The sequence below is a fragment of the Geobacillus sp. WSUCF-018B genome, from assembly GCF_002809985.1.
GTDB classification, from domain to species: Bacteria; Bacillota; Bacilli; order Bacillales; family Anoxybacillaceae; genus Geobacillus; species Geobacillus thermophilus.
The window spans coordinates 7,267-30,096 of the sequence record NZ_PIJF01000002.1 but is presented as its reverse complement, the minus strand read 5'-3'; the positions used below and the strand labels follow the sequence as shown (position 1 = coordinate 30,096).

The following is a 22,830-nucleotide window of genomic DNA, read 5'->3' as shown; positions in this document are numbered from 1 at the left end:
GTATAAATGACGGCAATCGCCTATTGTTTCGTTTTCCTTTACTCCCTCCTCCTCGCCTCGTTCTTTAACGTTGTCGGGCTGCGGGTGCCGGTCGGGGAGTCGATCGTCCGCCCGCGGTCGCATTGCCCGGCGTGCGGACGGACGCTATCGGCTGGGGAGCTCATCCCGGTTGTTTCGTATGTCGCGCAAAAAGGAAGATGCAAAGGGTGCGGGGGGCGCATCTCCCCCCTTTACCCTTTGATGGAATTGACAACCGCCGCTTTGTTGACGGCCGCGCCGATGTGGGTCGGCTGGGGCGGGCGGCTCGTTGTGGCGTGGACGTTGATCAGCTTGTTTGCCATCATTGTCGTCTCCGACCTTCGCTACATGCTCATCCCCGACCGGGTGCTTTTGGTGTTTGCCGGTTTGTTTTTGATGGAGCGGCTTGTGATCCCGTTTTTGCCGTGGGTCGATATGCTCCTTGGGGCGGCGGTCGGATTTTCGCTTTTATGGCTGATCGCCGTTTTGTCCAAAGGCGGGATGGGGGGCGGCGATGTGAAGCTGTTTGCCGTGCTTGGGTTTGTGCTCGGTTGGAAAATGGTGTTGCTCGCGTTTTTCTTGGCGACGTTGTACGGAACGGTGATCGGGCTTGTCGGCATGGCGTTGGGCCGCGTGCGGCGCGGCAAGCCGATGCCGTTTGCGCCGGCGATTGCGCTCGGGTCATTGACGGCGCTGTTTTTCGGTGATCAGCTTGTCGATGCGTATATGGATCTTTTTGTGTAAGGATGGGAAGAAAGGGGGCGAACGAGAATGGCGTTATGGTGGGGAAAGTCCAAATATGTGAACATCGTCGTAAAAGATCATGCCATTCGCTATGTGGAAGTCAAGCTAGGGCATCCGCCTGAAGTGAAACGATGGGGCGAACGGGCATTGCCAGTAGGGGTTGTTCGCGACGGCCGCATCGTCGATGGGGAAACATTGGCCATGATTTTGGACGAATGCGTGGAGGAATGGAAAATAGACGGCCATCGCGCGCGCTTTGTCGTCCCTGATCCATTCGTCATGATCCGCAGTTTGCCCCTTCCTTCTCATTTGTCGGATGAAGAAATTCGCGGCTATTTATTTCTGGAGCTTGGCGAGTCGATTCCGCTTCCTTTTGCCGATCCGGTGTTTGATTATGTAGTGATGGAGAGAACGAGCGAGGCGGTGTCGATTTTGCTGTTTGCGGCGCCGGAAGAGGCGGTGTCGGAATACGCGGCGCTTTTGGAAGAAGCCGATTTGCGCCCGGTGGCCGCGGATGTATCGCCGCTTTGCGCTTATCGTCCGTTTTATGCGGCGGGACAAGCTGCGCCGGACGATCATATTTTGCTTGTGCAGTTTGACGAATCCGCCGTGAATTTGAGCGTGTTTCATCGTCATTTGCCGTTGTTTATGCGCCATTTGCCGCTTGAAGCCTATCGTGACCGGACGGCGGCGATTGTGGATCCGTTCGTCGATGTGTATAAGGAAATGGAACGGATCATGAGCTTTTATTCGTTTTCCCTCCAACAAGGCAAACAGTCCATCACACGCCTGTTTCTCGCCGGCGATCATCCAGAGTTGGGCCATGTGTTCACGGCTTTGACAGAGCGGCTTGAAATGCCTGTAGAACGGCTCAGCGCGTCTCTTGATCCGCTGCCGGACCGCTTTCATCTCGCCTGGGGATTGGCGTTGAAAGAAGGAAGGGCTGACGATGATCGCTGAAATCAATTTATTGCCGAAAAAAGAAACGAGGCAGCCGATCCGTCTCGTTTTGTTGTTCGGGGCGGCGCTGCTTCTCCTAGCCGGTTCGGTGCTGTATTGGTTGATCGATCGTGCGGATCATCGCCAGGCCATGTTGGAGGCGGAATTAAAAAAAGTGCGAGCGGAGCAAGATGTACTGGCGGCGAAAATGAAAAATATAGACGAACAGAAGGAGCAAGAAGAGCTGGCGAAGGCGGTGAAATGGGCGGAACGCTATCCGCTGAAATCAGTGCCGTTGCTGCGGGCATTGACAAAGCAGCTTCCCGAACGCGGATTCATGATGAATGTGACGTACTCGGATCAGACAAAGATGACCATGGTGGTGCAGTTTGATGCGCCGGAAGAGGCGGCCTATTATTTGGATCGATTAGAAAAAGTGAGAATGGTGAAAAACGTCAAACTGGTCAATGTGGCGGCCAATAGCGAGACGAGTGGCGAACCGGAAGATCATCAAGTCGTGCCAAGATATATGGCGCAATATGAGCTGGAGCTGCAACAGGCTGATGGGGAGGAAAAAAAATCATGAGCCGCTTTGGCAAATGGCCGCTTCTTGTTGCGGCAATGGCTGCGGTCACCGCGCTTTTGTTTGCGGCCGCCTATTCATGGCTGGTCATGCCTCGCTACAGCCAGCTCGAGCAGATGGAGCAAACGGTGCAAAGCGAGAAAAAGGTGCTCGCCGCTTTGAAGCAAAAGCTGCCTCCTTCTTCAGAGGAAACAGCACAAACCGTTGCTTTATTGCAAAAAAAAGTCCCTGTCCATCCGCTTACGGACCAGTTGTTGCTCTTGTTTCAGAAAGCGGAATATATCGCTGACAGCCAGCTGGTGAGCGTCAATTTTTCTGATGAAGGAGCAGCATCTTCACAGCAGAACGACAGTGGAACGAACAACGGAAGCGAAGGAAATCGAGCGGTTTCTCCGTCAAGCAGCATTCAATCCATCACCGCCCAACTGACCGTGCAGTCGCCTTCCTATTATCAGCTTGAACGGTTTTTAGAGGTGTTGGAGCAGTCGGAGCGCATCGTGGCGATTGAAGGGTTGACCGTCACTGGGCCTCCGGAGCTGATGTCCATCGCTGATGAAGTCCAACCGTTGACGTATTCGGTGACCGTTCGTGCGTTTTATGCTCCGAAGCTTGAGAAATGGAAACAGTTGTCTCCCGTTCGCGATGTCCCTCCGCCAAGCGGCAAAGACAATCCGCTCGTGGAAATGGCGCCGTCTTCGGGCCGGTAGCGGGGATGGTGGAAGTCCGATATGCTCATTCGCATGAAGCGGGGGATGACCCTCATTGAGCTTTTGGCTGTGTTGGTGATCATCGGCATTGTGGCGATGATCGTCGGTCTTGCCATGTGGACGGTGATTGATCGGGCGCGCGAGCGGGCGTTTGTTTCCAATGCGTATGGACTATATGAAGCGGCGCGGCTGTATGTCGGCGCCGAGAAAGTGGAATTTTTGCCAGCCCGTTCTTCTGCCATATTGTCGTATGGAGAATTGCTGGGCAACGGTTTGCTGGATCCAATCGAAGATCCGTTTACCGGAAATGTATTGCCGCCGGAAACAAACCCATCATACGTGCTTGTGACGAAGCGGGAAGACGGCGGGATCGATTACGCCGTTTGCTTGAAAGGGGAGACGAAGCAGCTTTGCGCCTATGAGGGGCGCGAGCAGCCGATTCCTGTCGAAGCGCTGGGGACGGAGATGATTCGTGACCGATAATGTCGGAAAATGAAGAACAGAAGCGGGGACAAGACGACAAATGTCTTGTTCTTTTTTTTTCTCTTTATGGTAAGATAGGCGAAAGAAATCGAAGTGTGAAAAAGGACGGTGGCAAAATGGACAAGCAGCGTCCGGGCATTACGGTGAACATTAACGGACAATCGCGGCCGTTTACCATTGAACAACCATCGGACGAGCAACAGGATGAACCCGGCGGACAGAAGCACAGAGCGGCTTCGCCGGCCGCTTCTTCCGTTGGTGGAACCTCGGTCGGACATCTTTCGCTCAGCCCTCGGCAGGGGGGCAGCCTTCCAGACGGTGGAGACGCAACGGATCGCGGGCGCAACGGCGGACAAGAAACGGAAACAGAAGTGATGGCCGTTGCTGAAAAGGAGGGGGCTGCCGCTATGGAAGCTGATGAACCGATCTTTTCCGTTTCAGAGGCAGTCCCCAAGAAGAAAGTCGGCAAAACGCGCCGGCCGTGGCTGCCGTCGCACGTCAAGCCGCTGTTTCTCGCGGCGGCAGTCGCGGCGCTTGTCGGCATGGCATTTGGCATGGTGATGCTTCGTCTTGTCCCGAAGGAAAAAGCGGAGCCATCGCCGGCGGCGGAAGCGTTGACAGAACTGACGGAGGATGGAGCGGTTTCGGGCAGAGGACGTGCGGAAAGCGAGTTGCCCGCCCCGTTTTCGGTCGCTGTCATTCAGGCCGGCGTCTACTCAAATGCGGATTCGGCGGCGCGGGCAGCCGAATCGATTCGACAGGCCGACGTGCCGGTCGTGGTGGCTGGAAAACAGCCGGCGGCTCTCTATATTGCGGTTGGCGCGGATAAGGAAGCGCTGCGGGCGGTCAACGATCAATACCGAGGAGCGGTGCCGAGCACGTACGTGAAGGAGCTGTCGTTTGCGGCCGACACGAAGGCGCGCCGGTCGGATATCGTCCAAAAAGGAGAGGCGCTATACGGAAGCATGGCAGCAGTTTCCGCCGCTTTGCTCGCCGGCAAGGATGTGAGCGACGGGGAATGGAAGGCGCTGAGCAAGGTGTACGGCTCGTTTGAAAAAAGCGAAACACCCAACGACAACACGGTCAAGAAATATGCCGAGTCGCTGAAGCAGGCGTATTTGGCGCTTGTTGCCTACAAGGAGGGTGAGGAAAAAGAGCTGCTGAACAAAACCCAGCAGCTGCTGCTTGAGGCGCTTGCCGTTTACATGGAGTTGGTTCCGCTGCGGAGCTGAACGGCTCCGTTTTTTGTTTTTTCGCCCGCCTGCAGAAATTGCCTTTCACCGCAAAATTTGCTACGATACAAATGAATCTTCCGAACCGAAACGAAGAAAGGAGAATGACGATGCCCCCACGGTTCGTGCTTGCCTCTCGTTCCCCGCGCCGCAGGCAAATCCTCGAGCTGGCCGGCTGGGCGTTTGACGTGCAGGAAAGCCAGGCCGATGAGACGATCCCCCCCGGAATGCCGCCCGACGCAGCCGTTCAATTGCTGGCCCGCCGGAAAGTGGAAGCGGTTGCGCCGTCTGCGCCCGGTGCCTTCGTTCTTGGCGCCGACACGATCGTCGTGTGCAACGGACGCTTGTTGGGAAAACCGCGCACCGAAACAGAAGCGTTTGACATGCTGCGGCTTTTGTCCGGACGAACGCATGATGTTTGGACCGGTGTCGCGATCGCGGCGCCGCACGGGAAGACTGTGTCATTCGCTGAAAAAACAGCGGTGACGTTTTGGGAGTTGAGCGATGAGGAAATCACATCCTACATCGCCACCGGAGAGCCGATGGACAAGGCGGGGGCGTACGGCATTCAAGGCCGGGCTGCCTTGTTTGTCAGGCGGATTGAGGGGGATTATTTGACGGTCGTCGGCTTGCCGCTGTCGCGGACGGTACGGGAGCTGCGCCGGCTTGGATGGCCGCCTTACGGAATGGAGACGTGATTGTTTCAGCAAAGGATGTTCAGTCTGGGGCTTCGCCATGGCCGCGAGACGGCAGGGGGGCGTGATGCGGCCAAGCAGCTGGGCGCCTGCAGCGCGCCAGCCGTTTGGTCGAACAAAAATACGAAAAGGGAGGAATACAATGGCGTGGATGATCCGCGATGTGCCGAAAGACAGCCGTCCGCGCGAACGGCTGTTGTCGTCGGGGCCGGAAAGCTTGGCAGACCATGAACTGCTGGCGATTTTGTTGCGCACCGGAACGAAGGACGAGTCGGTCGTGCAGCTTGCCCAACGCTTCCTTCGCCACTTTGAAGGGCTAAGGCTGCTCAAAGACGCAACAGTGGAAGAAATGACGAATATTAAAGGAATCGGGCCGACAAAAGCGGCGCAAATTTTGGCGGCGTTGGAACTCGGCCGCCGCATCCACCAATCCGGCTACAACGACCGCTATGTGATCCGCTGTCCGGAGGACGGAGCCAAATATGTGATGGAAGATATGCGGTTTTTGTCGCAAGAACATTTTGTTGCGATTTATTTGAATACAAAAAACCAAGTTATTTATCGCAAAACGGTGTTCATCGGCAGCTTAAACGCTTCAATTGTCCACCCGCGCGAAGTGTTTAAAGAGGCGATCAAACGATCCGCCGCCTCTGTCATTTGCGTGCACAACCACCCCTCCGGTGATCCAACCCCAAGCCGCGAAGACATCGATGTCACCAAACGGCTCGCGGAATGCGGCCGCATTATCGGCATCGAGCTGTTGGACCATCTTATCATCGGCGATCAAAAATTCATCAGTCTGAAAGAAAAAGGCTATGTCTAACGGTTCTCATTTTTTGTCGAATCAGTTATAATATCAACTATGAGTTTTTCCGAATCCGTTTAGGCGGTGCTGTACAATTTATAAATGACTGACATCCGACCAATTTGGCCAATAGAAAAATGATAATACGCATTTCGTTTCGGAAAGGAAGATCAACGATATGTTTGGGATTGGAACGAAAGATCTTGGGATCGATTTAGGGACAGCGAACACGCTTGTTTATGTCAAAGGAAAAGGGATCGTCTTGCGCGAGCCGTCCGTCGTCGCCATTCAGCGCGACACGAAGCAAATTGTTGCGGTCGGCAACGAGGCGAAAAACATGATCGGGCGCACGCCCGGCAACATCGTGGCGCTGCGGCCGATGAAAGACGGCGTCATCGCCGATTATGAGACGACAGCGACGATGATGAAATATTATATTCGCAAAGCCATCAAGACGAAGGGATTGTTTGCCGGCAAGCCGTATGTGATGGTGTGCGTGCCGTATGGCATTACAGCGGTCGAGGAGCGGGCGGTCATCGATGCGACGCGCCAGGCCGGAGCGCGCGACGCCTATACGATTGAAGAGCCGTTTGCGGCTGCAATCGGCGCTAACTTGCCGGTATGGGAGCCGACTGGCAGCATGGTCGTCGACATCGGCGGCGGCACGACCGAAGTGGCGGTCATTTCGCTCGGCGGCATCGTGACGAGCCAGTCGATCCGCATTGCCGGTGATGAAATGGATGAAGCGATCATCCAATACATTCGCAAGTCGTATAACCTCATGATCGGCGAACGGACAGCCGAGGCGATTAAAATGGAAATCGGTTCAGCCGGAAATCCGGAAGGAATCGGAAACATGGAAATTCGCGGCCGCGATTTATTGACGGGCTTGCCGAAAACGATCGAAATCAGCGCCGAGGAAGTGGCTGAGGCGCTTCGCGACACGGTTTATGCCATTGTGGAATCCGTGAAAAACACGCTTGAAAAAACGCCGCCGGAGCTAGCGGCCGACATTATGGACCGCGGCATCGTCCTGACGGGCGGCGGAGCTTTGTTGCGCAATTTGGACAAGGTCATCAGCCAAGAAACGGATATGCCGGTCATCGTCGCCGAAAATCCGCTTGACTGCGTGGCCATCGGCACAGGAAAAGCGCTCGACCACATCGACTTGTTCAAAAACAAGGCGAGAGACCATCGCTGACAGCAAGAAGGTGCCGACGCATGCCACAGTTTTTCGGAAATAAGCGCCTCATTTTTTTGCTTGTCAGCATCGTCATTCTCGTCATGTTGATCGGGTTTTCGCTGCGCAGCCGCGAGCAACTGACGTGGCCGGAGCAGTTTGTGAAAGACACGGTTGGCTTTGTCCAGCTTCTGTTCGGGAAGCCTGCGCAAGTGGTCGCGGGCTTCCTTGAAAATGTGAGCGACCTTCGCCATACATATGAGGAAAATCAATTGCTGAAGGCGAGGCTTGAGGAGTATGCGGCGCTGCAGGCCGAAGTGGAGTCGCTGCGCCAGGAAAACGAACGGTTGCGGGCGCTTCTCGATAAAAAAGAGAGTTTGCGCGATTTTATCCCCATTCAAGCGACCGTGATCGGGCGGAATCCAGACCGTTGGCGGGAGACGGTGATCGTCAACAAAGGTGCGCAACACGGGGTGAAAAAAGATATGGCCGTCATTACCCCGGCTGGACTTGTCGGCAAAGTGCAGCATGCTTCCCAATTCACATCCACCGTCCAGCTGTTGAGCGCGCTTGACCAAAACAACCGCATTTCCGCGTATGTCCAAGGAAACGAAAATGTATTCGGCTTAATTGAAGGGTATGACAGCAAACGACGCGAACTGATCCTTGGCGAAATTCCAATTGACGCCAAAGTGAAGGAGAAGCAAAAAGTATTGACTTCCGGCCTCGGCGGCGTGTTTCCAAAGGGATTGCCGATCGGTGAAGTGACGGAAGTCAAACCGGATCAGTACGGGCTGACGCAAGTCATCTATGTCAAGCCGTTTGCCAACTTGTACGATGTGGACGACGTTATGATTGTGAAACGGACGATCGATGCAACACTGCAAGAAGAGGAGGAGGCAAAGTGAACAAGTGGCGTCTCCCTTTCCTTGCGGTGTTATGTTTTGTCAGTGAAAGCATTTTGGTTGATGTATGGCCGAAAGGCGATGTATACATCCGGTATTTTTTTGTTCCCCGCTTTTTTCTCATTTTTTTGGTGCTGATGGCTGTGCACTTCGGCGGAACGCGGGCGATGGGGTACGGGTTTATCTTCGGGTTTCTGTATGACGTCGTCTACACAGAGCTGCTCGGTGTTTACGCGTTTGCCTATGCGCTCATCGCCTATGGAGCGGGCAAAGTGATGAGATGGTTTCACCAGAACTGGCTCGTTCTTTTTTTGATGTCGTTGTTGGCTGTCGCGGTGCTTGACAGTTATGTGTACGGCATCCAGCTGTTGATCGGACGGACGGATTGGCCGTTTGCCGTCTTTTGGGGGCGCCGCTTATGGCCAACGCTGCTGTTAAACGCCGTGTTTTTGCTCGTCTTTTTGCACCCGCTTGAACGGTGGATGGCAAAAATTCGCCGGTCGGAGCAGGAAGAATAAAAGAGGAAAAACGGCCCGTTTTGTAGAATTATTCGTTGGGGTGAACGTTGTGGCAAAGCAAAAGCAGCAGTACGTGACGATTAAAGGGACGAAAGACGGGCTGACGCTGCAGTTGGATGACCGCTGTTCGTACGAGGACTTGTTGAAAGAAATCGAAGAGCGGCTCATCAAACGCGCCGGCGTTGCGCCAAACAGTCCGCTCGTCTCCGTGCATCTCAAAGTCGGGAATCGTTACTTGACGCCCGAACAAGAAGAGGAGCTGCGCGCGCTCATCCGCCGTTCCAAAAACTTGGTCGTCGATTCAATCGAAAGCAATGTCATATCGAAAGCGGAAGCGCTCGAATGGGTGCAAAAAATGAAAATTTCGGCTGTCCCGCGCATCGTCCGTTCCGGGCAAGTGCTTCATGTCGAAGGGGATTTGCTGCTGATCGGCGACGTCAACCCTGGCGGAACAGTCATCGCCGGGGGGAACATTTTCATCCTCGGCGCTTTGCGCGGCATCGCTCATGCTGGGTATAGCGGGAACAAAGAAGCTGTCATCGCCGCGTCGGTGATGAAGCCGATGCAGCTGCGCATCGGCGATGTGATGAACCGCGCTCCCGACTACAAAACGGACGAAGGAAATGAAATGGAATGCGCTTATGTCGATGAACATAACCAGATTGTTGTCGACCGCTTGCAGCTGCTCATGCATTTGCGGCCGAATTTGACGCGCTTAGAAAGGAGAATGTGACCGTGGGAGAAGCGATCGTCATCACTTCCGGGAAAGGCGGCGTCGGCAAAACGACGACGACCGCGAACCTTGGGACGGCCCTTGCCATTTTGGGGAAGCGGGTGTGCCTGGTCGATACGGACATCGGGCTGCGCAACCTTGATGTTGTGCTGGGGCTTGAAAACCGCATTATTTACGACTTAGTCGATGTCGTCGAAGGGCGCTGCACCGTGCAAAAGGCGCTTGTCAAAGATAAGCGGTTCGAGAACCATTTGTATTTGCTGCCGGCTGCGCAAACGAGCGATAAATCGGCGGTCAATCCGGGGCAGATGAAAGAGCTGATCGAGCAGCTGAAGCAAGAATACGACTATGTGCTCATCGACTGTCCGGCTGGCATTGAGCAAGGATACCGCAACGCCGTCGCCGGCGCGGACGAGGCGATCGTCGTCACGACGCCGGAAGTGTCGGCCGTCCGCGACGCCGACCGCATCATCGGCTTGCTTGAAGCGGAAGAGCACGTCAAGCCGCCGCGCTTGATCATCAACCGCATTCGCAGCCATATGGTGAAAAACGGAGATATGCTCGATGTCGATGAAATCGTCATGCATTTGTCGATCGAGCTGCTCGGCATTATCGTCGACGATGAAAACGTGATCAAAGCGTCGAACCGCGGCGAACCGATCGTGCTCGACCCTAACAGCAAGGCGTCGATCGCTTACCGCAACATCGCCCGCCGCATCCTCGGCGAATCGGTGCCGCTGCCGCCGCTTGAGGAAGAGGAGAAAGGGTTGTTCTCAAAGATTCGAAAAATATTTAGCCTGAAATAGAGGAATGAGGGCAATTCCGGTAGGGAAATTGCCCTTTTTGTTTTGCCCCTCGTCTGTGCCAAGCGCCGCCAAGCTGTGCGAAAAGCCTGCTTTTCACCGCCTTTTGAGTCGCAAACCATCATTTTTCGCCGCCGCGGCTGATCACGTCTGCACCGATGGGCAGATTCAGCGCCGCGAAAAACGCCTGCTCATATTCAAACGGGTTGTCTCATAAACTAGTACAAACGTTGTTAGAAAGGTGGAGGGGGGACGTATGGACCGACGCGTTCGGGAGATGAAAAAACGGATTGAACAGCGGCGGAAAGAGCGCCGTTACCAGGTGCGGGAACGAAGGGAACCGGAGTGGGGGATGGCGGATGAAGAGCGGTACGGGCTGCCGGTCGTTACGTACGACCGCTATTCGTTTGAATCGGGGCCGCACCCGCTGTTCCGCAAAGAGTGGTTTCTTTTTCAAACGCTCATCGCCGCTTGCCTTGTGCTCGTCACCGCCATTTTGTTCAAACATCCGTCCGCTTCGCTCGAGCCGGCCCGGCAGTTTGTCGCTCGGACGATGGAGACGGAATTTCAGTTCGCCGCTGTCTCGGCTTGGTATGAACAAACGTTTGGCGAGCCGCTCGCCTTTTTTGCACCGAAAAAAGAACAAGAAACAAAAACTGCCTCATCATACGCGGTGCCCGCATCCGGCCGCGTGCTGGAGAGCTTTGAAAAAAACGGCCAAGGGGTGATGATTGAAACCGCAAACGGCGAAAGTGTGGAAGCGATGAAAGAAGGGATCGTCACCTTTGCCGGCATGAAAGAGAATCTCGGGAAAACAGTCGTCATTCAGCATGCCGACGGCAGCGAGACGTGGTATGGCCATTTAGGGACGATATCGGTGAAACTATACGATTTTGTCGAAATGGGAAAAGAGATCGGCACCGTCCAAGCGAGCGAAACGGATAACCAAAAAGGGCTGTTTTATTTTGCCATTAAGCAGGGAGATAAATTTATTGACCCCATCCAGGTGATCTCCTTTGAATAAGTATATCGGGCTGCTTGGCAAACTGCACGTTCATCCGTTGTTATGGCTGATCGGCGGCATGGCGGTGCTGACCGCCCATTTTAAGCAGCTTTGTTTGCTGTTTTTTATCGTCCTTGTTCATGAGCTCGGCCATGCGGCGGCCGCGGCGTTTTTTTCGTGGCGGGTGAAACGGATTTTGCTGCTGCCGTTTGGCGGGGTAGCGGAAGTGGAAGAGCATGGAAACCGGCCGTTTCGCGAGGAGTGGATCGTGACGCTCGCCGGGCCGGCGCAGCATCTTTGGCTCGGGGCCGCAGCGTTTTTTTTCTGGAAGGCCGGTTGGATGGATGACGGGAGCTGGGAATTGTTTTTTCGTTATAACGTTGCTGTCTTCGGGCTGAACCTGCTGCCGGTTTGGCCGCTTGATGGCGGCAAACTGTTGTTTTTGTTGCTTTCGTATCGCCGCCCGTTCAGTGAGGCGCACCGGAATATGGTCGCCATCTCAGCGGCGGTGCTCGTTGCCGGCGTGATCCTTTTGCTCGTCGCGGCGCCGCGCCAGTTGGAGTTGTGGGTGATCGCCGCTTTTTTGGCGCATGCCGTCTGGCAGGAGTGGAAGCAGCATCCGTATATCGTGATGCGCTTTTTGCTTGAACGGTATTACGGAAAAAAAGGCGACTATACAAGGCTGCAGACGATCACCGCCTCCGCCGAGGAGCGCATCTCGGCCGTGCTGCACCGCTTTTACCGTGGACAAAAGCATGCGATCGTGGTCACTGGCGGGAGCGGCGAGCGGATGACGCTCGATGAAAATGAGCTGCTGCATGCGTTTTTTGCGGAAAAGCGGACCGATGCGCCGCTAGGTGCACTCATTTATTAAAGCGGCGACCGCCGCTTTTTTGTTGGCTTTTGTGGGGAAAATAGTGGTTGACGATGGGCTGTTTCTATGTTACTATAAATGACGTTGTAGACTTTTTGTCCCTTTCGGAAAGGACAAAAGAGGGCGGCTGTCGCAAAAAGACGCACCCGTACTACAACCGCTCAGCGCGGGTTGTGAAGCGTTCCATCCGGAACCGCCTTGACGCTGGCGAGTCTGAGTATTATGAAGGAGGTGCGATGCATGTACGCAATTATCGAAACTGGCGGCAAACAATTGAAAGTGGAAGAAGGCCAAGAAATTTACATTGAAAAATTGGATGCCAATGAAGGCGATACGGTCACGTTTGACAAAGTGTTGTTCATCGGCGGGGAAACGGTGAAAATCGGAAACCCGACGGTCGAAGGCGCAACCGTGACGGCGAAAGTGCAAAAACATGGCCGGCAAAAGAAAATCATCGTCTTCAAATATAAAGCGAAAAAGAACTATCGCCGCAAACAAGGCCACCGTCAGCCGTACACCAAAGTCGTGATCGAAAAAATCAACGCATAAGATGATTCGCGTCACGATTGAACGGGAGGCGGACGGTTGCATTCGCGCGTTTACGATGGAAGGGCATGCCCATTTTGCGAAACGCGGAGAGGACATTGTATGCGCCGGTGCTTCGGCGGTTTCGTTCGGCACGATCAACGCCATTGAGGAGCTCACCGGTGTCCGCCCGAATGTGTCGCTCGGCCAAGACGGCGGCTATCTTCGCTGTGAGCTTCCGGAGCTGGAAGAAGCAGCGACGGCAGAAAAAGTGCAGCTTTTGCTCAAAGCGATGGTCGTCTCGCTGAAGACGATCGAACGCGATTACGGAAAATTCATCCGTGTAACATGGAAGTAGCAGGAGGTGACTGCCATGCTGAGACTCGATTTGCAATTTTTCGCTTCGAAAAAAGGGGTCGGTTCGACGAAAAACGGCCGCGACTCGATCGCGAAACGCCTTGGCGCGAAACGCGCTGACGGCCAATTCGTCACGGGCGGCTCGATTTTGTACCGCCAACGCGGAACGAAAGTCCATCCGGGCTTGAACGTCGGCCGTGGCGGCGATGACACGCTGTACGCCAAAATCGACGGCATCGTCCGTTTTGAACGGCTCGGCCGCGACCGCAAACGCGTGAGCGTCTATCCAGTCAGTCAAGAAGCGTAATATTGTTTCGAAAAACTCTAACCGTGGCGGTTAGAGTTTTTCTTTTTCCCCTCGAAAAACCGCTCCCGTTCGCTGTCAGAAAATGCTATAGTAAAAGTAAACTGTCCTCTCTAAAAAGGGAGAAGGAAACAACAGGCGGCGCGGGAAGCTGCGCTGCATTGAATAGGGGAGCGTTGCATGGAAAAGCGATGGACTGTCGTCGAAGTGATGCGCCATGCCCGCCATGACTGGCTGAACAAAATCCAGCTCATTAAAGGCCATTTGGCGCTCAATAAAGTGGAGCGGGTGCAAGAAATCATCAACGGCATTATCGGCGAAGCGCAGCAGGAAACGCGGTTAACGAACTTAAAGGCCGAACGGTTTGCTGAGCTGATGATGACGTACAACTGGGAGCCGCACCCGATTTTTCTTGAGTATGAAATTGTCGGCGGCGAGGCTGATTTGTCGCCGTATGACGAACAATTGAGCGAATGGTGCCGCCGGTTTTTTCGTCTGCTTGAGGCGCAGGCCGATGAGCAGGCGGAAAACCATTTATGCGTGACGATTGAGATTGCGGATGGGCGGGTGGGGCTCTTTTTTGACGGCCGCGGCGCATGGCGGGATGGTGATGCCATTCGCGCCTGCCTCGAGCGCTGTGAGCCATCAGCACCGCTTCGGCTCGTGTCGTTTGCTGTCGGGGCGGACGAATTGACGGTGGAGCTCGAGCTGCCGCTCGGCTCCGGGTCGCCTTATTGGTAAGCACATATTGACAGCATTGAATTGGCTCTGTATACAATAATAAATATTAGCTACACTCATTTTGTCATGATGGAAGCGAATCGGAGGAACAGCCATGTTTGTCGATCAAGTGAAAATTTATGTAAAAGGCGGGGACGGCGGCAACGGCATGGTCGCGTTCCGCCGGGAAAAATACGTCCCGAAAGGCGGTCCGGCCGGCGGGGACGGCGGCAAGGGCGGCGACGTCGTCTTCGTCGTGGACGAAGGGCTGCGAACGCTAATGGATTTTCGCTACCAGCGCCATTTTAAAGCGCCGCGTGGCGAAAACGGCATGTCGAAAAACCAGCATGGGAAAAACGCGGAAGACCTGCTCGTCAAAGTGCCGCCTGGGACGGTCGTTATCGATGCCGATACAAATGAGGTGCTCGCCGATTTGACGGAAGCCGGACAGCGGTTTGTCGTCGCCAGAGGCGGGCGCGGCGGGCGCGGCAACACCCGGTTCGCGACTGCGGCCAATCCGGCGCCGGAAATCGCCGAAAACGGCGAGCCGGGCGAAGAGCGAAACGTCATTTTGGAATTGAAGCTGCTTGCCGATGTCGGGCTTGTTGGCTTCCCAAGCGTCGGCAAATCGACGTTGCTGTCGGTTGTTTCCGCCGCGCGGCCGAAAATCGCGGAATATCATTTTACAACGCTTGTGCCCAACCTAGGCGTTGTCGAAACAGAAGACGGCCGCAGCTTTGTCATGGCCGACTTGCCGGGGCTGATTGAAGGCGCCCATCAAGGGGTGGGGCTTGGGCATCAGTTTTTGCGCCATATTGAACGGACACGCGTCATCGTCCATGTCATCGACATGGCGGCGGTGGAAGGACGCGACCCGTATGACGATTACGTCGTCATCAACGAGGAGCTGAAACAGTACAATTTGCGCTTGACCGAGCGGCCGCAAATTGTTGCCGCCAATAAAATGGACATGCCAGGTGCCGAAGAAAACTTGCGCCGCTTCAAAGAGAAAGTCGGCGAGGCGGTGCCGGTCTTTCCAATTTCAGCCGCGACAAGGCAAGGGGTGCGCGAGCTTTTGTTTGCCATTGCGGATTTATTGGAAACAACGCCGGAGTTCCCGCTCCATGAACCGGAAGAGCCGGCTGTGCAGCGTGTCGTCTATAAGTATGAGAAAGAGAAGCCGCCGTTTACGATCACCCGCGGCAGCGACGGAGCGTTTATTCTATCTGGCGATAAAATCGAAAAGCTGTTGAAAATGACCGATTTCTCGCGTGAAGAATCGGTGCGCCGCTTCGCCCGCCAGCTGCGGGGCATGGGGGTGGACGATGCGCTGCGCGAGCGCGGGGCGCAAGACGGCGACACCGTCCGGCTGCTCGATTACGAGTTTGAGTTTGTCGACGACTGGGATGAACGGTAAAAAGCGGGGGAAGGTGCGGTGGAGAAAAAATTTTACTTGGTGCGCGAAGATGTCCTGCCGGAAGCGATGAAAAAAGTCGTGCTGGCTAAGCAGCTGCTTGAGCGGAAAAAAGCCGCCTCGGTCGCCGAGGCGGCGCAACTTGCGAACATCAGCCGCGGCGTCTTTTACAAATACCGCGACGCCATTTTTCCGTTTCAGGCGGTGACGAAAGAAAATATCGTGACGTTGTTTTTCCATTTGGAAGACCGCTCGGGCACGCTGTCACAGCTGCTTGGCGTCGTGGCGGCGGCCGGCTGCAACGTGTTGACGATCCACCAGACGATCCCGCTGCAAGGGCGGGCGAACGTGACGCTTTCCGTCAGTACGAACGATATGCATGAAGACATCGATGACCTGTTGGGGAAGTTGAGAAGGCTTGAATTTGTCGAAAAAGTGGAAATTGTCGGTTCAGGAGTGTATTAAAGCAAGGGAGAGGCAAACGAAATGAAAATCGGCTATTTAGGACCGAAGGCGACGTTTACCGAAGCGGCGGTCGCGGCGCTGTTTCCGTCGGAGCCGCGCGAGCCGTACAATACGATTCCCGACTGCATCGACGCCGCCGCCGCTGGGGAAATTAAGGCGGCCGTTGTGCCGCTTGAGAATGCATTGGAAGGGTCGGTCAACTTAACGCTCGATTATTTGATTCATGAACAGCCGCTGCCGATCATCGGCGAAATTGTCGTCCCAATCGAGCAGCATTTGCTTGTGCACCCGTATCATGCCCCACACTGGCGCGAAGTGAAAGAGGTGTACTCGCACGCACACGCCATCGCCCAATGCCGCAAATTTTTACATACGGTGCTCAAAGGCGCCAGTCAAGTGCCCATGACATCGACGAGCGCTGCCGCCAAATTTGTGAGCGAACACCCGCACTTGCCGGCGGCCGCGATCGCCAACCGGCTCGCTGCCAACGAATATGGGCTGGTGATCGTCCAAGAGAATATTCACGACTATGACTACAACCATACGCGCTTCATCGTTGTCAGCCGGCGGAATGAGCCGCTTTCGCCCAACTCGCCGCTTTATGCCGGCGACAAAACGACTGTCGTTGTGATGTTGCCGCAAGACCATCCTGGCGCGCTCCATCAGGTGCTGTCGGCGTTTGCCTGGCGGCGGCTCAACTTGACGAAAATTGAGTCGCGTCCGGCGAAAACAGGTCTCGGAAACTACTTTTTCATCATTGATATCGACGCGCCGCTCGACGAGGTGCTCATTCCGGGAGCGATCGCCGAAATCGAAGCGCTCGGCTGCACGGTGCAGCTGTTGGGCAGTTATCCATATTATTTTGCCTAAAACAGGTGAAAAACGCGAACGGTGTGTTCCTGTCCGCGTTTTTTTCTTTACGTGCATGCGGTTTCCGTTTAGGCTTCAATTAAAAAGCCGGCTTGTTTCAAAGCGTGGCAGGCGGCATCCAGTTTCAGCGGTGAGTCGGCCTCAAGCGTATGCAAATGCGTCCCATCCGTCAATTGAAGCAAATACGACGATTTCGTCGCTTCGATTTTGGCGATAAACTGGTCCACTTCCAGGCGGTTGCTGACCATGATCGACGCGGTCAAGTCGCCGTAGACCGGATGTTCGATTTTGACGTCTTTCACCGTCACGCCGCAGTCCACGAGCAAATACAGCTCTTCTTTCGTCCGCTCGGGCGTATGGGAGCAGGCGACCGTTCGCGTATACGTTTTGGCCGGCTCAGCCGGCTTTAAATACAGATATCCTTGGCTTGTCGCGATAATCGGTTCGTTGCGCGCCTTTAACAGCGAAATGTCTTGGACGATCACCTGGCGGCTGACGTTCGTTTTCGCCGCCAACTCGGCGCCGGTAAGCGGTGTGTCGCTTTCTTTCAGCCATTGCAAAATGAGCTGGCGCCTTGCTTCCCCTAAAATTTTCTTTTCCTCCTTCATCCTGTCCATCCCCCCCTTTTGCGGCAAGATCATCTGTTCGAGCGTGGATACGAGTTCGTCAATGTCAGATTGTGTCGTCGCCATGCCGAAGGAGATGCGGACGAACTGCTTCGCTTCTTCCGGCGTTTTTCCGACGGCGAGCATCGTCCGCGACGGCGCCTGCTGTCCAACCTGGCAGGCGCTGCCGGTGGAAATGGCGATGCCGGCGCGGTTGCATTCGAGCATCACCAGCTGCCCGTCCAACCCGTTAACGGTCAAACCGACAATGTGGGCGAGCCGGTAGTCGGGATGGCCTTCGACCGTGATCGGCAGCTGTTTGACGGTGATGGCGTCAAGCAGCCGGCGGCGCAGCCGTTCGAAGTGCGCTTGCTCGCTTTCCATCCGATCGTACAGCTGCTTTGCGGCTGTGATGAAGGCGGCGATACCCGGCACGTTGACCGTTCCCGGGCGAAAGCCGGATTCATGCGTCGCTCCCCGAAACACCGGACTCCAATGGCGGCGCGGATCGATATACACCGCTCCGACGCCTTTCGGCCCGTACACTTTATGGGCGGACACCGAGATGCTGTCAATCGCCATGGCTTTGACGTCTAGCTGTATTTTAGCAAAAGTTTGGACGCAATCGCTATGGAAAAGGACGCCGCGCGCCCGCAGCAGGCGGCCGATGTCGGCAAGCGGCTGGGTGGTGCCGATTTCCGAGTTGGCGTGCTGGATGGAAGCGAGAATCGTCTGCGGCGTGATCGCCCGCTCCAAATCTTCGAGACGGATGCGTCCAAAACGGTCGACCGGCAAGTAAGTGACACGGTACCCCTCTGTTTCCAACTGTTTGAACAGATGATGGAGAGAGGCGTGCTCGATTTCCGTCGTAATCAAATGATTTCCGTTCTGCCGGCGGGCGGCGACGAGCGAACGGACCGCGAGCACGTTCGCTTCCGTGCCGCCGCTTGTGAAATACACCCCTTCCGCTTCCCCGTTGATCATGGCGGCCAACTCGCGCCGGCATAAGGTGAGCAGTTGTTTTGCTTTCGTTCCGATGTCATGCAGGCTGCTTTCGTTGCCAAAATAAACAGCTGCTGCTTCGGCGTAGGCCGCAATGGCTTCTTGGCACATCGGTGTAGTCGCTGCATAGTCCAAATAAATCATCGTTTCCCGCCTCACTTCATTTTTTTCAGCAAACATCTTGCCATTAGTTTAAATATGTGTAAATATAGATGTCAAGACAGGTGGAAAGAAAGGGGCGTCCAAACATGGGAGAAGGCGGCGTTGTGATTGTCGGCAGCGGACTGGCGGCGTTAACGGTCGCTTACTATTTGCTGCGGCATGAAAATGTGATGATCTTCACAAAGAAAGGCCGATCGGACAGCAACTCATGGCGGGCGCAAGGCGGGGTGGCGGCGGCGTTGGCGGAAGGAGATGGCTGGCGCAGCCATTTTTACGATACAATGACCGCCGGTTGTCTCCATAACGATGAACGAATGGTTGAGCTCATCGTCCGCGAGGGGCCGGAGCGGCTGCAGGAATGGATGAACGCCGGCATGGCGTTTGATCTCGACGAATCAGGCCGGATTTCTGTCGGTCTTGAGGGCGGGCACAGCTTCCGCCGCATTTTGCATGCCGGCGGCGACCAAACCGGAAAGGCGCTCGTTTCGTTTTTGCTTCAGCAGCTGAATGACCGTGTGCCGATCGTCGAGGGGGAACAAGTAATTGACTTGTTGATCGAAGACGGCCGTTGCGTCGGGGTGAAAACGAAGCGGGAAGACGGCCGTGTTTCGGTCTGGCGTGCGTCCGCTGTCGTATTGGCGTCCGGCGGCTGCGCGGGGTTGTACACGTTTACTTCGAATGCGCCAACGGCAACAGGCGACGGCATTGCCATGGCGTATCGCGCCGGTGCGGCGGTGGCGGATATGGAGTTCATCCAGTTTCATCCGACGATGTTGGCCACCATGGGAAAAGCGGTCGGGCTTGTATCGGAGGCGGTGCGCGGCGAGGGAGCGGTGTTAGAGACGGAAGACGGGCGGCGCGTGATGGACGGCGTCCATCCGCTTGGCGATTTGGCGCCGCGCGATATCGTCGCGCGCGCCATCGCTGCCGAGCTTGACCGCGGCGGCTGCGTCTATTTGAATATTTCCGCTGTCCCCCATTTTCGCCGCCGCTTTCCCACGATTGCCGCGCTGTGCGAAGCGCATGGGATCGATTGGGAAGCCGGCCGGCTTCCGGTCGTGCCGGGCGCCCACTTTGTCATGGGCGGCATCGTCGTCAATGAGTGGGGGCAGACGACCGTACCCGGTTTATACGCTGTCGGGGAAGCGGCATGCACCGGCGTGCACGGCGCCAATCGGCTTGCCAGCAATTCCTTGCTTGAAGCCATTGTATTTGGCGCCCGCGCTGCCTGTTCGATCAGCCGCCGGGACGACTGGCCGGCGAAAGGAGGGTGCGCCCGAAGGTCCAATTGCCCATTCGGCCCGACGCTGCCGGAGCGGGCGTTGATTCGCGAACAGCTGTCTACACGTGTCGGCATCGTGCGTGATGGCAGCCGGCTTCGTGAGGCGGTTGATTGGCTGGAACAATTTTCTCTGCCGTATTGGCTTGAAGGTGATGTCGAGACGTTGGCGGCCGAGGACATCGAAACAGGGTATATGCTGCTTGCCGGGTGGCTGATCGCCTCTTCGGCGCTTCGCCGCACAGAAAGCCGCGGCGGCCATTACCGGAGCGATTTTCCGCATCCGCATCCGAGCTGGCAAGGGCGGCGCCTCGTGCGGACGAAAGAAGAATGGGCCTGTTTGCCGGCTGGACGGTGAATGAGCCAAGTGAACAGGGGGATGGGATATGAACGAGGTAAAGCTTGAGCAATTGCTGCGGCAGTTTTTTCTTGAAGATATCGGCGATGGCGATATCACATGTGAAACGGTTTTTCCCGCTGATGAGCGGGCGGCGGGCGTGTTTGCCGCGAAAGCGGACGGGGTCATAGCAGGCATCGGCATCATTGCAGCCGGATATCGGCTGCTTGATCCGCGCGTCGAAGTATCGATTATGAAACGGGACGGCGAGCGGGTCGCAGCCGGCGAAGCGATCGCCGCTGCATCCGGCCCGGTCAGAGCGCTGTTGTCCGGCGAGCGCGTCATTTTGAATTTGCTTCAGCGCCTAAGCGGCATCGCCACCGTGACGCGCCAAGCCGTCGATTTGCTCGGTGACAGTCATACGCGCATTTGCGACACAAGGAAAACAACTCCCGGGCTGCGCATGCTTGAAAAGTATGCCGTCACGTGCGGGGGCGGCTACAACCATCGCTTTGGCTTGTATGATGGCGTCATGATCAAAGACAACCATATCGCCTTTTGCGGATCGATCGCCGACGCGGTCAAAGCGGTGCGGGAGCGGCTCGGCCATATGGTGAAAATCGAGGTGGAAACGGAAACGGAAGCGGAAGTGCTCGAGGCGGTCGAAGCGGGGGCAGACGTCATTATGTTTGACAACCGGACGCCGGATGAAGTGCGTTCGTTTGTCCGGCTCGTGCCAAAGCCGATCATCACCGAAGCGTCCGGGGGAATTACGCTCGCCAACGTAGCAGCGTACGGCGCGACCGGCGTCGACTACATTTCGCTCGGATTTTTAACCCATTCCGCTCGAGCGCTTGACATTAGTTTTGATTTACAATGACGGGGGGAGAAAATAATGAACGTACTGGAGCAGCTAAAACGGCTCGATGACATGCCAGAGCGCTATAGAACGATGGAAAAAAGCGAGCTCGAGGCCCGCGCTCGGTCGATAAAAGAGCGGCTCGGCCGCCGCTTGTTTATCCCTGGGCATCACTACCAAAAAGATGAAGTCATCCAGTTTGCCGATGCGACCGGCGATTCGCTTCAACTGGCCCAACTGGCGGCAAAAAACGATGAAGCGGAGTATATCGTATTTTGCGGCGTCCACTTTATGGCGGAAACGGCCGACATTTTGACGAGAGAGGAACAAGTGGTCATTTTGCCCGATATGCGCGCTGGCTGTTCGATGGCCGATATGGCTGATCTTTTCCAAGTCGAGCGGGCGTGGGCAGCGCTCACGGATCTATTTGGCGAAACGATCATCCCGCTTGTGTATGTCAACTCGACGGCGGCGATTAAAGCGTTTGTCGGCCGCCATGGCGGGGCGACGGTGACGTCGTCCAACGCGAAAAACATGGTCAAATGGGCGTTTTCGCAAAAAGAGCGGGTTTTCTTTTTGCCGGATCAACATTTAGGGAGAAACACCGCCTATGCGCTCGGCGTCAGTCTCGATGAGATGGCGGTCTGGGATCCGCGTGAAGAGTCGCTGCAATGCAGCGGGCCGGTTGACAATGTCAAAGTCATCCTTTGGAAAGGGCATTGCTCGGTGCATGAAAACTTCACCGTCCGGCAAATCGAACAAATTCGGAGGACGAAACCGGAAATGAACATTATCGTTCACCCGGAATGCAGCTGGGAAGTCGTCCAGCAGGCGGATTACGCCGGATCGACGAAATATATTATCGAAATGATCCGCAACGCCCCGCCCGGCAGTCAATGGGCCATCGGGACGGAAATGAACTTGGTCAACCGGTTAAAGAACGAACATCCGGATAAGGAGATTATTTCTTTAAATCCGTACATGTGTCCGTGTTTGACGATGAATCGGATTGATTTGCCGCATTTCGTTTGGGCGCTTGAATCACTGGAACAAGGTGTGGTCGTCAACCGCATCACCGTTCCGAACGAAGTGGCCTGTCAGGCGAAAGCGGCGCTTGACCGCATGCTTGCTCTTGCCTAGTTCCCCAACCCGGCGTGACGGAATCGCTTCCGTCCGGCCGGGGATTTTTTTATCATAAATGGGCGCTCATCGTCATACATTGTGTTGAAAGACGATATCGGGAAACAAGCATCGGTCGGATAGAGTGCAAACAGTCTCGGTGTAGGAGGGGGAGCGGAGTGAAAATCCATATTGTTCAGAAGGGAGATACTCTTTGGAAAATAGCCCAAAAATATGGGGTTGATTTTGAACAATTAAAAAAAATAAATGGGCATGTAAGCGACCCGGATATGATTATGCCCGGAATGAAAATCAAAGTGCCGACGGCGGGAGTGCCGGTCAAAAAAGAAACAAAATGGCAGGCGCCGCCGAAAAAAGCGAAAATAGAAGAGCACCCATACGCGGAAGCCAAACCGTTCGTTTCGATCGACATTGATACAGAGTTCGGCGCCGTTGCTCCAGAAGGCAAAACGCCGGCGAATGACGCACCGGCCAACGAAGCGCCGAAAGCGGCGGGGAAGGAAGCACCGAAGGCGCCGGCCAACGAAGCGCCGAAAGCGGCGGGGAAGGAAGCACCGAAGGCGCCGGAC

General features: G+C 55.4%; 27 protein-coding genes, 1 pseudogene and 1 other annotated feature. Of the genes and pseudogenes, 26 read left to right on the top strand and 2 right to left on the bottom strand.

The features are described 5' to 3' along the window. Positions 1–6 precede the first annotated feature (6 nt). The 22 genes from CV944_RS01145 (at position 7) to pheA (ending at position 16,877) form a co-directional block, all read left to right on the top strand. Positions 7–762 (top strand): prepilin peptidase, encoded by a 756-nt coding sequence (locus tag CV944_RS01145; protein ID WP_100658947.1) that lies wholly within the window; start codon positions 7–9, stop codon positions 760–762. 27 nt (positions 763–789) lie between these two features. Continuing rightward, the gene (gene pilM, locus CV944_RS01140) at positions 790–1,722 is read left to right on the top strand and encodes a type IV pilus biogenesis protein PilM (RefSeq protein ID WP_100663755.1); all 933 of its coding nucleotides are present in this window, start codon (positions 790–792) and stop codon (positions 1,720–1,722) included. Further along, positions 1,712–2,287, top strand: coding sequence for a DUF2681 domain-containing protein (locus CV944_RS01135; protein ID WP_100663754.1), 576 nt, complete (start codon positions 1,712–1,714; stop codon positions 2,285–2,287). The genes pilM and CV944_RS01135 overlap by 11 nt, the downstream gene beginning before the upstream one ends. Then, positions 2,284–2,991: a pilus assembly protein PilO gene (locus CV944_RS01130; RefSeq protein WP_100663753.1), complete on the top strand. Its 708-nt coding sequence runs from the start codon at positions 2,284–2,286 to the stop codon at positions 2,989–2,991. Before CV944_RS01135 ends, CV944_RS01130 begins: the two co-directional genes overlap by 4 nt. 21 nt (positions 2,992–3,012) lie before the next feature. Next, positions 3,013–3,474: a type II secretion system protein gene (locus CV944_RS01125; protein ID WP_100663752.1), complete on the top strand. Its 462-nt coding sequence runs from the start codon at positions 3,013–3,015 to the stop codon at positions 3,472–3,474. Positions 3,475–3,590: 116 nt separating this feature from the next. Beyond that, positions 3,591–4,706 carry a hypothetical protein gene (locus CV944_RS01120; RefSeq protein WP_050368704.1) on the top strand — a complete coding sequence of 372 codons (1,116 nt, stop codon included), beginning with the start codon at positions 3,591–3,593 and terminating at the stop codon, positions 4,704–4,706. Positions 4,707–4,816: 110 nt separating this feature from the next. Next, positions 4,817–5,404, top strand: coding sequence for a Maf family protein (locus CV944_RS01115; RefSeq protein WP_033010594.1), 588 nt, complete (start codon positions 4,817–4,819; stop codon positions 5,402–5,404). Positions 5,405–5,543: 139 nt separating this feature from the next. Continuing rightward, positions 5,544–6,224 carry a RadC family protein gene (radC, locus tag CV944_RS01110; protein WP_050367613.1) on the top strand — a complete coding sequence of 227 codons (681 nt, stop codon included), beginning with the start codon at positions 5,544–5,546 and terminating at the stop codon, positions 6,222–6,224. Between the two features lie 160 nt (positions 6,225–6,384). Beyond that, the gene (locus CV944_RS01105; RefSeq protein WP_033014277.1) at positions 6,385–7,407 is read left to right on the top strand and encodes a rod shape-determining protein; all 1,023 of its coding nucleotides are present in this window, start codon (positions 6,385–6,387) and stop codon (positions 7,405–7,407) included. Between the two features lie 20 nt (positions 7,408–7,427). Beyond that, positions 7,428–8,294, top strand: coding sequence for a rod shape-determining protein MreC (gene mreC / locus CV944_RS01100; RefSeq protein WP_033010591.1), 867 nt, complete (start codon positions 7,428–7,430; stop codon positions 8,292–8,294). Then, positions 8,291–8,809, top strand: a complete 519-nt coding sequence (gene mreD / locus CV944_RS01095; protein ID WP_033010590.1) for a rod shape-determining protein MreD — start codon at positions 8,291–8,293, stop codon at positions 8,807–8,809. Before mreC ends, mreD begins: the two co-directional genes overlap by 4 nt. 40 nt (positions 8,810–8,849) lie before the next feature. Then, positions 8,850–9,542 carry a septum site-determining protein MinC gene (minC, locus tag CV944_RS01090; RefSeq protein WP_033010588.1) on the top strand — a complete coding sequence of 231 codons (693 nt, stop codon included), beginning with the start codon at positions 8,850–8,852 and terminating at the stop codon, positions 9,540–9,542. A 2-nt stretch (positions 9,543–9,544) separates the two neighbouring features. Then, positions 9,545–10,348 carry a septum site-determining protein MinD gene (minD, locus tag CV944_RS01085; RefSeq protein WP_033010585.1) on the top strand — a complete coding sequence of 268 codons (804 nt, stop codon included), beginning with the start codon at positions 9,545–9,547 and terminating at the stop codon, positions 10,346–10,348. A 253-nt stretch (positions 10,349–10,601) separates the two neighbouring features. Next, positions 10,602–11,369: a M23 family metallopeptidase gene (locus CV944_RS01080; RefSeq protein WP_047818802.1), complete on the top strand. Its 768-nt coding sequence runs from the start codon at positions 10,602–10,604 to the stop codon at positions 11,367–11,369. Continuing rightward, positions 11,362–12,222: a M50 family metallopeptidase gene (locus CV944_RS01075; protein WP_100663751.1), complete on the top strand. Its 861-nt coding sequence runs from the start codon at positions 11,362–11,364 to the stop codon at positions 12,220–12,222. Before CV944_RS01080 ends, CV944_RS01075 begins: the two co-directional genes overlap by 8 nt. A gap of 145 nt (positions 12,223–12,367) precedes the next feature. Then, positions 12,368–12,447: a sequence feature (ribosomal protein L21 leader region), on the top strand. A gap of 15 nt (positions 12,448–12,462) precedes the next feature. Next, a complete protein-coding gene (rplU, locus tag CV944_RS01070) occupies positions 12,463–12,771 on the top strand; it encodes a 50S ribosomal protein L21 (RefSeq protein ID WP_033010949.1) in 309 nt (102 codons plus the stop codon). A gap of 1 nt (position 12,772) precedes the next feature. Continuing rightward, positions 12,773–13,105, top strand: coding sequence for a ribosomal-processing cysteine protease Prp (locus CV944_RS01065; protein ID WP_033010951.1), 333 nt, complete (start codon positions 12,773–12,775; stop codon positions 13,103–13,105). Between the two features lie 15 nt (positions 13,106–13,120). Next, complete coding sequence (gene rpmA, locus CV944_RS01060; protein ID WP_008881065.1) at positions 13,121–13,411, top strand: 50S ribosomal protein L27; 291 nt, start codon at positions 13,121–13,123, stop codon at positions 13,409–13,411. A 177-nt stretch (positions 13,412–13,588) separates the two neighbouring features. Further along, complete coding sequence (locus CV944_RS01055; RefSeq protein WP_033010953.1) at positions 13,589–14,149, top strand: sporulation initiation phosphotransferase B; 561 nt, start codon at positions 13,589–13,591, stop codon at positions 14,147–14,149. A gap of 94 nt (positions 14,150–14,243) precedes the next feature. Beyond that, positions 14,244–15,545, top strand: coding sequence for a GTPase ObgE (obgE, locus tag CV944_RS01050; protein WP_100663750.1), 1,302 nt, complete (start codon positions 14,244–14,246; stop codon positions 15,543–15,545). A gap of 18 nt (positions 15,546–15,563) precedes the next feature. After that, a complete protein-coding gene (locus tag CV944_RS01045) occupies positions 15,564–16,007 on the top strand; it encodes an ACT domain-containing protein (protein WP_033010955.1) in 444 nt (147 codons plus the stop codon). 21 nt (positions 16,008–16,028) lie between these two features. Beyond that, entirely contained in the window at positions 16,029–16,877 is an 849-nt protein-coding gene (gene pheA / locus CV944_RS01040; protein WP_033010956.1) for a prephenate dehydratase, read from the top strand. Positions 16,878–16,945: 68 nt separating this feature from the next. Here pheA and CV944_RS17395 read toward each other — a convergent pair whose 3' ends face one another. Beyond that, positions 16,946–17,485, bottom strand: a complete 540-nt coding sequence (locus CV944_RS17395; RefSeq protein WP_145994814.1) for a transcription repressor NadR — start codon at positions 17,483–17,485, stop codon at positions 16,946–16,948. 30 nt (positions 17,486–17,515) lie between these two features. Continuing rightward, positions 17,516–18,628: pseudogene (locus CV944_RS01035) on the bottom strand (IscS subfamily cysteine desulfurase); the annotation flags it as partial. A 104-nt stretch (positions 18,629–18,732) separates the two neighbouring features. On the opposite strand from CV944_RS01035, the gene nadB reads away from it, so the two are divergent. From nadB to safA, 4 genes are all read left to right on the top strand, one after another. Then, the gene (gene nadB / locus CV944_RS01030; RefSeq protein ID WP_100663748.1) at positions 18,733–20,283 is read left to right on the top strand and encodes an L-aspartate oxidase; all 1,551 of its coding nucleotides are present in this window, start codon (positions 18,733–18,735) and stop codon (positions 20,281–20,283) included. 28 nt (positions 20,284–20,311) lie between these two features. Next, on the top strand, positions 20,312–21,142 hold the full coding sequence (gene nadC, locus CV944_RS01025) for a carboxylating nicotinate-nucleotide diphosphorylase (RefSeq protein WP_100663747.1): 831 nt from the start codon (positions 20,312–20,314) through the stop codon (positions 21,140–21,142). 15 nt (positions 21,143–21,157) lie between these two features. Then, entirely contained in the window at positions 21,158–22,261 is a 1,104-nt protein-coding gene (nadA, locus tag CV944_RS01020; RefSeq protein WP_049624749.1) for a quinolinate synthase NadA, read from the top strand. A gap of 158 nt (positions 22,262–22,419) precedes the next feature. Continuing rightward, positions 22,420–22,830: SafA/ExsA family spore coat assembly protein (gene safA, locus CV944_RS01015; RefSeq protein ID WP_145994813.1), on the top strand; the 411-nt coding region annotated here is incomplete at its 3' end.

Coding starts and splice junctions, on each gene's coding strand:
- rplU (WP_033010949.1), top strand. CDS start 12,463: ATGTACGCAATTATCGAAACTGGCGGCAAACAATTGAAAGTGGAAGAA.
- CV944_RS01120 (WP_050368704.1), top strand. CDS start 3,591: ATGGACAAGCAGCGTCCGGGCATTACGGTGAACATTAACGGACAATCG.
- pheA (WP_033010956.1), top strand. CDS start 16,029: ATGAAAATCGGCTATTTAGGACCGAAGGCGACGTTTACCGAAGCGGCG.
- CV944_RS01145 (WP_100658947.1), top strand. CDS start 7: ATGACGGCAATCGCCTATTGTTTCGTTTTCCTTTACTCCCTCCTCCTC.
- CV944_RS01065 (WP_033010951.1), top strand. CDS start 12,773: ATGATTCGCGTCACGATTGAACGGGAGGCGGACGGTTGCATTCGCGCG.
- nadA (WP_049624749.1), top strand. CDS start 21,158: ATGAACGTACTGGAGCAGCTAAAACGGCTCGATGACATGCCAGAGCGC.
- CV944_RS01130 (WP_100663753.1), top strand. CDS start 2,284: ATGAGCCGCTTTGGCAAATGGCCGCTTCTTGTTGCGGCAATGGCTGCG.
- CV944_RS17395 (WP_145994814.1), bottom strand. CDS start 17,485: ATGAAGGAGGAAAAGAAAATTTTAGGGGAAGCAAGGCGCCAGCTCATT.
- CV944_RS01105 (WP_033014277.1), top strand. CDS start 6,385: ATGTTTGGGATTGGAACGAAAGATCTTGGGATCGATTTAGGGACAGCG.
- CV944_RS01115 (WP_033010594.1), top strand. CDS start 4,817: ATGCCCCCACGGTTCGTGCTTGCCTCTCGTTCCCCGCGCCGCAGGCAA.
- mreC (WP_033010591.1), top strand. CDS start 7,428: ATGCCACAGTTTTTCGGAAATAAGCGCCTCATTTTTTTGCTTGTCAGC.
- pilM (WP_100663755.1), top strand. CDS start 790: ATGGCGTTATGGTGGGGAAAGTCCAAATATGTGAACATCGTCGTAAAA.
- nadC (WP_100663747.1), top strand. CDS start 20,312: ATGAACGAGGTAAAGCTTGAGCAATTGCTGCGGCAGTTTTTTCTTGAA.
- CV944_RS01080 (WP_047818802.1), top strand. CDS start 10,602: ATGGACCGACGCGTTCGGGAGATGAAAAAACGGATTGAACAGCGGCGG.
- radC (WP_050367613.1), top strand. CDS start 5,544: ATGGCGTGGATGATCCGCGATGTGCCGAAAGACAGCCGTCCGCGCGAA.
- obgE (WP_100663750.1), top strand. CDS start 14,244: ATGTTTGTCGATCAAGTGAAAATTTATGTAAAAGGCGGGGACGGCGGC.
- rpmA (WP_008881065.1), top strand. CDS start 13,121: ATGCTGAGACTCGATTTGCAATTTTTCGCTTCGAAAAAAGGGGTCGGT.
- nadB (WP_100663748.1), top strand. CDS start 18,733: ATGGGAGAAGGCGGCGTTGTGATTGTCGGCAGCGGACTGGCGGCGTTA.
- CV944_RS01135 (WP_100663754.1), top strand. CDS start 1,712: ATGATCGCTGAAATCAATTTATTGCCGAAAAAAGAAACGAGGCAGCCG.
- CV944_RS01125 (WP_100663752.1), top strand. CDS start 3,013: ATGCTCATTCGCATGAAGCGGGGGATGACCCTCATTGAGCTTTTGGCT.
- CV944_RS01055 (WP_033010953.1), top strand. CDS start 13,589: ATGGAAAAGCGATGGACTGTCGTCGAAGTGATGCGCCATGCCCGCCAT.